The sequence below is a fragment of the Peribacillus sp. SIMBA_075 genome (assembly GCF_046534585.1).
Map to the genome: position 1 here is coordinate 1 of NZ_JAWRYN010000218.1, position 361 is coordinate 361.

The 361-nt window shown below is 50.4% G+C and carries 1 protein-coding gene; it reads right to left on the reverse strand.

The features are described 5' to 3' along the window. Positions 1-106: 106 nt before the first annotated feature. Positions 107-361, reverse strand: a 255-nt coding sequence (locus SB775_RS27930; protein WP_410864403.1) for an HPr family phosphocarrier protein, incomplete at its 5' end; no start/stop codon positions are given.

Below are 361 nucleotides of genomic sequence, written 5' to 3' on the forward strand. Positions count from 1 at the left end.
GCTTTTGCGCGGTGGGCGCACTTTGTGTCAGGCGTACTGCTGGTGCAATGGAAATGCCATGAGAAACGGGAATTCCTGTTAACATGAACGATTCACCTTCCCTCTATCAGGAGCTTGCGTGAAACATTTGCTGAATAGCCAGGGCTACATGCTGCTCATCCGAGCCCTCGATTTGGACTGTGAGGTGATCACCCTGTGCGACACCTAATGTCATGATGCCAAGAATACTGCGGCCATCCGCTTGTTTATCTCCCTTGTTCACGGTGATTTTCGATTGGGATTGGGCTGACAGGTTAACTAAAAGAGCGGCTGGACGAGCATGAAGCCCACCCTCGACCATTACCGTTACCTGAAATTCAAT